8 protein-coding genes are annotated in these 7,231 nt (G+C 73.8%); 4 read left to right on the plus strand and 4 right to left on the minus strand.

Features of this window, described 5'->3' with window-relative positions:
• Positions 1-76: 76 nt before the first annotated feature.
• A complete protein-coding gene (locus ABT247_RS11890; RefSeq protein ID WP_350741540.1) occupies positions 77-1,372 on the minus strand; it encodes a methyltransferase in 1,296 nt (431 codons plus the stop codon).
• 97 nt (positions 1,373-1,469) lie between these two features.
• Here ABT247_RS11890 and ABT247_RS11895 point away from each other — a divergent pair, with 97 nt between their 5' ends.
• Both ABT247_RS11895 and ABT247_RS11900 read left to right on the plus strand, forming a co-directional pair.
• Positions 1,470-1,874 (plus strand): VOC family protein, encoded by a 405-nt coding sequence (locus ABT247_RS11895; RefSeq protein WP_350741542.1) that lies wholly within the window; start codon positions 1,470-1,472, stop codon positions 1,872-1,874.
• Between the two features lie 116 nt (positions 1,875-1,990).
• A complete protein-coding gene (locus tag ABT247_RS11900) occupies positions 1,991-2,365 on the plus strand; it encodes an RNA-binding S4 domain-containing protein (RefSeq protein ID WP_350741544.1) in 375 nt (124 codons plus the stop codon).
• A gap of 4 nt (positions 2,366-2,369) precedes the next feature.
• Here ABT247_RS11900 and ABT247_RS11905 read toward each other — a convergent pair whose 3' ends face one another.
• Together ABT247_RS11905 and ABT247_RS11910 are read right to left on the minus strand one after the other, a co-directional pair.
• Complete coding sequence (locus tag ABT247_RS11905) at positions 2,370-2,879, minus strand: FBP domain-containing protein (protein ID WP_350741546.1); 510 nt, start codon at positions 2,877-2,879, stop codon at positions 2,370-2,372.
• A 177-nt stretch (positions 2,880-3,056) separates the two neighbouring features.
• Positions 3,057-3,944 (minus strand): SAM-dependent methyltransferase, encoded by an 888-nt coding sequence (locus ABT247_RS11910; protein ID WP_350741548.1) that lies wholly within the window; start codon positions 3,942-3,944, stop codon positions 3,057-3,059.
• A 208-nt stretch (positions 3,945-4,152) separates the two neighbouring features.
• Here ABT247_RS11910 and ABT247_RS11915 point away from each other — a divergent pair, with 208 nt between their 5' ends.
• Complete coding sequence (locus tag ABT247_RS11915; protein WP_350741550.1) at positions 4,153-5,061, plus strand: polysaccharide deacetylase family protein; 909 nt, start codon at positions 4,153-4,155, stop codon at positions 5,059-5,061.
• 55 nt (positions 5,062-5,116) lie between these two features.
• On the opposite strand, the gene ABT247_RS11920 is transcribed toward ABT247_RS11915, so the two are convergent.
• Complete coding sequence (locus ABT247_RS11920) at positions 5,117-5,935, minus strand: SDR family NAD(P)-dependent oxidoreductase (protein ID WP_350741552.1); 819 nt, start codon at positions 5,933-5,935, stop codon at positions 5,117-5,119.
• A 330-nt stretch (positions 5,936-6,265) separates the two neighbouring features.
• Here ABT247_RS11920 and ABT247_RS11925 point away from each other — a divergent pair, with 330 nt between their 5' ends.
• On the plus strand, positions 6,266-7,135 hold the full coding sequence (locus ABT247_RS11925; RefSeq protein ID WP_350741554.1) for a 3-hydroxybutyryl-CoA dehydrogenase: 870 nt from the start codon (positions 6,266-6,268) through the stop codon (positions 7,133-7,135).
• The last annotated feature ends 96 nt before the right edge of the window (positions 7,136-7,231 follow it).

Consider the following 7,231-nt stretch of genomic DNA (forward strand, 5'->3'; position numbering starts at 1 on the left):
CTGGGCCAGAGGTGCGGCCGAGGGGGCGGAGAAGGGCTCGTAGGGTCGGGGCCCGCGGCGGGCGATCGCCGCCCGGTCAGCGCTTGACCGCCCGCAGCACCACGAACTTGGGGTTCCCGGCGACGAGTCGGCAGTTGCCGAACAGCTTGCGCAGCTTGACGTGGTAACCGAGGTGGCGGTTGCCGACCACCCAGAGTTCGCCGCCGGGCCTGAGCGCCCGCCGGGAGCCGGTGAACATCCGCCACGCGGTGGCATCGGTGGTGGCCTGGTGGGAGTGGAACGGCGGGTTGTTGAGCACCAGGTCCACCGAGCCCGGGGCGAACAGGGCCGGGTCGAGCGCGTCCGCGGTGAGGAACTCCGCCGGGGCGTCCGGGCCCAGGTTGGTGCGGAAGGTCTCCTCGGCGGAGGCGACGGCCTGGTGCGACTCGTCCACGAACACCAGCTCCGCGCCCGGCCCGGCCAGCGCGGCGGCCGTACCGACCACGCCGTTGCCGCAGCCGAGGTCGACCACCCGGGCGCCCGGGGCCGGGGTCGGCAGGTGGGCCAGGAAGAAGCGGGTGCCGATGTCGAGCCGCTCGGCGCAGAAGGTGCCGGCGTGGTTGACGACCGTACGGCCGGAGGCGGGGCCGATGTCCGGCGGCAGTGCGTAGCGGTGCGGCCACGGGTTGGGGCCGGGGTCGAGCGCCGGATCGGGGGTGCAGAAGACCAGCCGGGCCTTGCGCACCGCGAGCGAGGTGCGGGTCGGGCCGAGGATCCTCTCGAACAGCCGCAGGGTGGAGGTGTGGATTTCGGTGACCATGCCGGTGCCGATCACCACCGTGCCGGAGTGGATCGCCGGGGCGAGCCGGTGCAGCTGGTCCTCCAGCAGCGCCAGGCTCTTGGGGATGCGCACCAGCAGGACGTCGATCCGCTCCGGCGGGGTGTCCCGGGTGGTGAGCAGCCGGGAGTCGTCCACGGGGACGCCGGCCCGGGCGAGGTTCTCCCGGGTGGCCCGGCGGCCGAGGTGGGAGTCGGTGATCTGGACCGGCCCGTACGGCGCCGGGGCGGCGGACGGCTCCCCGGAGGGCGCGGCGGCAGTCGCGGCGGCGGGCGTTCCGGAGGGGGCCGAGCCCGACGCGGCGGTCAGCGCCGTCGTCAGCGCGCCCCAGCGGTCGCCGAGGACGACGATCCGCCGACCGGCCAGCTCGGTCGCGGCGCCGGCGGCGCTGTCCGTCTCGCCGGCGAGGTGGCGCAGCAGGTACTCGTCGGCCGCGTCCCAGGCCCGCAGCCGCTCGCGCGGGTCCGCCGGGAAGCGGGTGAGGTCGAAGCTGCCCCAGGGGGTGGCCAGCGGGGTCTGCGGCGCGGTCGCGGCGGGCGTGGTCTGCGGATTCATCGTGTTCTCAGGCTATCCGACGGCCCGACGGGGAACGGTTTCGTGCGGATCCGACCGGACGGATACTGGAAGAGCCCGACCGAGAGGGGTGAGGGTGATGGACTGGAAGCTCGAAGTCGTGGTCGTCCCGGTGGCGGACGTGGACCGCGCCAAGCTGTTCTACGAGGAGCAGGCCGGCTTCACGGTCGACCACGACACCCGGCTGCGGGACGGGATCAGGGTGGTCCAGTTGACTCCCCCGGGGTCGTCCTGCTCGATCGTGGTGGGCACCGGGGTGATCGACTCGGCGCCCGGATCGGTCAAGGGGCTCCAACTGGTGGTGCCGGACATCGAGAAGGCACACGCGGAACTCGCCGCGCGCGGCGTCGCGGTCAGCCCCGTCCAGCACTTCGTCGCGGGCTCCCGGGTGGACGGGCACGGCGAGGCCTGGAACAACTTCGTCTTCTTCAACGACCCTGACGGCAACGGCTGGGCCGTCCAGGAGGCACCGTCCGTCGCCTAGGGTCACCGTCCGTCGCCCGGGGCCGTCCGTCACCCCGGCGCCGCTGTCCGTCACCCGGGGCCGTGCGTCACCCGGGGGCCACCGTCCGTCACCGGAGGCTTGGGTAGGCTCCGAGAATGGCTGAACACGAGGGAAACGTGCGGGTGGACGTCTGGATCTGGTCGGTCCGGCTGGCCAAGACCCGGGCGCTGGCGGCCGCCGCCTGCAAGGCGGGACACGTCCGGGTGAACGGCGAACGGGCCAAGCCGGCGCAGTCGCTCAAGCCGGGTGACGAGGTGCGGGTCCGCCAGGAGGGGTACGAGCGGGTCGTCGTGGTGCGGCAGTTGATCCGCAAGCGGGTGGGTGCCGCGGCCGCGGCGGAGTGCCTGATCGACAACAGCCCGCCGCGGCCGCCGCGCGAGTTCGTCGCCCCGGCCTTCGAACGCGACCGGGGCGCCGGGCGGCCGACCAAGCGGGAGCGCCGCGAACTGGACCAGCTGCGCGGACGGTAGCCCCCTACGCGGCGGCCGTGTCGGTGAGCACCTGGGCCAGGAAGGCCTCGAGGTTGAGCACCGTGGCTGCGATCTGGTCCTCCACCGGCACCGACTCGTTGGGCCGGGTGACCAGCGTGGACTTCTTCAGCCCGCGCACGTAGAGCGAGCAGGCCAGGTCGGCGCAGATGTACGTGCCGACGGTGTTGCCCTCCCGACCGGCCGCGCCCGCCCGGCGGGCGGCCAGCAGCGCGACGCCCGACCCGGCGTGCGCGGTGATGCACAGCGAGCAGACGTTGGTCTTGGTGAGGCTGCGCCGGATCACCGGCGACCGCAGCGTCACCCCGACCACCTCGCCGCCGTACGGTGCCACCAGGTACGCCCGGTCGGGCGCGCCCGGATCCCGCCAGCCGAGGAAGTCCAGGTCCTCCCAGGGGAGTTCGGCCAGGCCCCGGGGCAGGTTGAGCCGACGGGCCTCGCCCTTGGAGCAGTTGACGAAGGACGCGCGGATCTCGGGGTCGCTCAGGGGTTCCATGGCGCGGAAGCTAACACCGCCCGCACGGCCGTGTCGCGCCATTTTCTCCCGGTACGCACCGATGGTCCGTCCTGCGGTGAGGGCTTGCGGGTACCCCCTCGCCCCCGCAGGCTTCGACGACCGACCCCGGCACCGGCGGGAGGCGCCGGGACCGGGGGCCGAGCCGTCGCGAGGGACTCAGGGCTTGATGGCGACGCCCGCGTAGGCGGAGACGTCCTGCCAGCCCTCGGGGAGGTCGGCGGTGCGGACGTGACCGGGAGTCGGGCGCCAGAGCGGGAGTTGGACGAGGCCGGGGCCGACGAAGTCGAAGTCCCCGAAGAAGGGCTCGACCTCCGCGCGCGGGCGCAGGACGAGCGGGGCGCTGGCGCTCCTGTAGATCCGGGTGCCCTCGGCGGCGCTCTCCCGGGAGGCGAAGTCAGGACTGCCGTGCGAGAGGATCAGCGCACTGCCCGGCGCGAGCGCCTCGCGCAGGGTGCGCACGATCTGCTGCGCGCCGTCCTCGTCGCGGATGAAGTGCAGGACGGCGACCAGCATCAGCGCGACCGGCCGGGAGAGGTCGACGGCGGCGGCCAGCGCGGGGTGGCCGAGGATGGACTGCGGATCGCGCAGGTCCGCCTCGATCACCGAGGTGTGCCCGACCGGGCGGCCGGCCAGCAGGGCGCGGGCGTGGGTGGCGACGATCGGGTCGTTGTCCACGTAGACCACCCGGGCGTCCGGGGCGACCCGCCGGGCGACCTCGCTGGTGGAGCCGACGGCCGGGATGCCGGTGCCGATGTCGACGAACTGGCGGATCCCCCGGCCCGCCGCGAACTCGACGGCCCGGCCGAGGAACTGCCGGTTGGTGCGGGCCAGCAGCGGCAGGGCCGGGTAGGCGGCGATCGCGGCCTGGGCGGCCTTGCGGTCCGCCTCGAAGTTGTCCTTGCCGCCCAGGTAGTAGTCGTACATCCGCGCGGTGTGCGGTACGCCGGTGTCCAGTTCGCTCGGCGGCTGCCAGTCCTCGGCCCTGGCCCATTGCCAGTCGGTGCTCGTGCCGTGGCCGACGGCCGCGGTGTCCTCGTGCGTCATCTTCCGCCCCCAATGCGCCATGCCGGAATTCGCTACCGCCCCGTAACACAGCGGCGCGCCGTGATCGTATCCAAGGACACGCCGCGGAAACAGGCGGAGTTCAGGTTTACGCAACACCCGTAGATTGGAGTGTGTGCACGTCAAAAGGTGGGCGGACACGCCGGTGGCGGATCGCCGGGCCGCGCCGCGCTCTCTATGCTGGCTGCCGATGACTGCCGACCGCCGCACCGTACTGCGCACCGCCGCCCAGCTGGCCGCCCTGACCGCCGCCGGCGGACTCGTCACCGGTTGCGCCGGCGGTAAGCCCCGCCGGGCCGACACCGGGGCGCTCGCCGCGCACCCCGGCGCCGTCGACCCGCAGCACACCACCGACCCCGCCTGGAACGGCGGGGAGGGCCCGGAGTCCCCCGCCCCGACCACGCCGGCCGGCCCGCAGCCCGGTGGCGAGCCGAGCGCCGCCGCGGCCGCCACCACCGCCCCGCCGACCCCGCCGACGCTGGCGCCGCTCGCGGCGGGCACCCCGTTCGAGGTGGTGTACGGGCCGCGTACCGGCAAGAACGTGGCCCTCACCTTCCACGGCAGCGGCGACCCCAAGCTCGCCACGGCCCTGCTGGAGGCCGCCGAGCAGCGCGGCGCCAAACTGACCGTCATGGTGGTCGGCAGCTGGCTGGACCAGCAGCCGCAGATGGCCCGACGGATCCTGGACGGCGGCCACGAGCTCGGCAACCACACCCAGAACCACCTCAACATCTCCGCGATGACGCCGGACCAGGCGCGCGCCGAGATCGCCCAGTGCGCCGACCGGCTGCAGAAGCTGACCGGCACGATCGGCCGCTGGTTCCGCCCCTCCGCCGCCCAGTACGCCACCTCGATGGTGCGCGAGCAGGCCAAGGCCGTCGGCTACGAGCACGTGCTGTCCTTCGACGTCGACCCGCGCGACTACAACGACCCGAGCGCCGCCGAACTGCAGCGCCGGGTGCTGAACTCGGTGCGCGGCGGCTCGGTGGTGGCCCTGCACATGGGCCACCAGTGCACCGTCGACGCGCTGCCGGCGATCCTGGACGGCCTCGCCAAGGCGGGGCTCAAGCCGGTGACGGCCAGCCAGCTCTGCGCGTAGCCGGGGCGGCCGGACCGGCGCAGGACCGGCCGGCCGGGCAGTCGGCGGGCAGCGGTCAGACCATCGGGTCGTCGTCCTTGTACGGCCGCAGCCGCAGCGTGCGGGCGTCCGTCCGCCGGATCTCCTCGGCCTGCTCGACCAGCTCCGCCAGGTCGTCCCGCTCGGCGTGGACGAAGCGCCCGTGCAGGCCGTCGAAGCGGCCGCGGGCGACGTCCACGGTGACCGCCACCATGTACGGGATCGAGGCCCAGGTCCTGTTGTCCCGGAACATCGGCATCCCGGCGGTCATGTCGGTGGCCACCGCGCCGGGGCTGATGTCCAGGACCACCACCCCGTACCGGGCCAGCGAGTCCGCGATGTTGTCGGAGAGCTGGAGCAGCGCGCCCTTGGAGGTGGCGTACGCGGTGTAGTGGCCGTCGGGGCGCACCGCGAAGCCGGAGTTGAGGTTGAGCACCCGGCCGCTCCGGCGGGCCACCATGCCGGGGAGCACGCAGCGCAGCAGGTTGTAGGGGCCGCGCAGGTTGGTCTCGACGACCCGCCACCACTGGGTGGGGTCGGTCTCCCAGACCGGCACCTCGGCGGCGTCGACCTGGCCGGCGTTGTTCACCAGCAGGTCGATCGGGCCAAGGTCGCGCTCGACCAGCCGGACGGCCTCGCGCACCGAACCGGGGCGGCACACGTCGGCCGTGACCGCGACCCCGCGCGAGCCGCGCTTGACGCACTCCTTGAGGGTGTCGGTCAGCGTGCCGTGGGTGCGGCCGACCAGGCCGACGGCCATGCCCTCGGCGGCCAGGCCGATGGCGATCTCCCGGCCGATGCCCCGGCCGGCCCCGGTGACCAGGGCGACCCGCCCCGTGAGCGATCCCGTCGACACCGCGTGTTCCCTTCCCGGCCCCGTCCACCGTCCGCCCGCCGCCGTCCCGGGCGTTCCGCCGAGACCCGCGGCCTGCTGTCGCGGCATTCTGTCGGCCGCCGGGCGGCGCCGGGCGCGGCCACACGCCCGGGCGGTGCGTCCCCACCCGTTCGGAGCAGCCGTGGACGTGGCACCGCGCCGGGGAGGGGGTGACCTACTGGCCGGTACGGAGTAGTAACGTCGTCGGGGCGGTGACCGGTGCACCCATTCCGGTTCACCGACCCGTTGACCAGCAGCTCGCTGGGCCACCAGTTCGCTGGGCGACCCCCAGCACCACCGAAGGGCAACTGAGTGAGTGACATCGCGCGCGTCGGAGTAGTCGGCTGCGGACTGATGGGGTCGGGCATCGCGGAGGTCTTCGCCCGGGCGGGGCTGGACGTCCTGGTGTCGGAGGCCAGCGGCGAGGCGCTGGAGCTCGGCCGCACCCGGCTGACCAACTCCCTGGAGACGGCGGTCAAGCGCGGGAAGCTGAGCCCCGAGCAGCGGGACGAGGCGCTGGCACGGCTGTCCTTCACGGTGGAGCTGTCCGACTTCGCCGACCGCGACCTGGTCGTCGAGGCGGTCGCCGAACGCGAGGACATCAAGGTCAGGATCTTCGAGACGCTGGACCGGGTGATCGAGCGGCGTGACGCGATCCTGGCCTCCAACACCTCCTCGATCCCGATCGTGAAGCTGGCCGCCGCCACCTCCCGCCCGGAGCAGGTGATCGGCCTGCACTTCTTCAACCCGGCGCCGGTGCAGAAGCTGGTCGAGGTCATCCCCACGCTGACCACCTCGGCGACCACCACCGAGCGGGTCGAGGCCTTCGCCTCCCAGGTGCTCGCCAAGGAGCCGATCCGTGCCCGTGACCGGGCCGGCTTCGTGGTCAACGCGCTGCTCGTGCCGTACCTGCTCTCCGCGGTGCGGATGTTCGAGTCGGGCGTGGCCACCGCCTCCGACATCGACAAGGGCATGGAGGCCGGCTGCGCCCACCCGATGGGCCCGCTGCGGCTGTGCGACCTGATCGGTCTGGACACCATCGTCTCGATCGCCGAGTCGATGTACGACGAGTACAAGGAGCCGCTGTACGCCGCTCCGCCGCTGCTGTCCCGGATGGTCGACGCGGGCCTGCTGGGCCGCAAGTCCGGTCGCGGCTTCTACGACTACACCGCGAGCGCCTGACCGACGGCGGCGAGGGGGGGGGGGGCCGCTGGGGGGGGGCCCGCGCCCCCGGGCCTTCGGCGGGGGGGGGGGGAAGTACACCGCCCCGGCGGCACG

It is taken from the genome of Kitasatospora sp. NPDC001539 (assembly GCF_040298565.1).
Taxonomy (GTDB): domain Bacteria; phylum Actinomycetota; class Actinomycetes; order Streptomycetales; family Streptomycetaceae; genus Kitasatospora.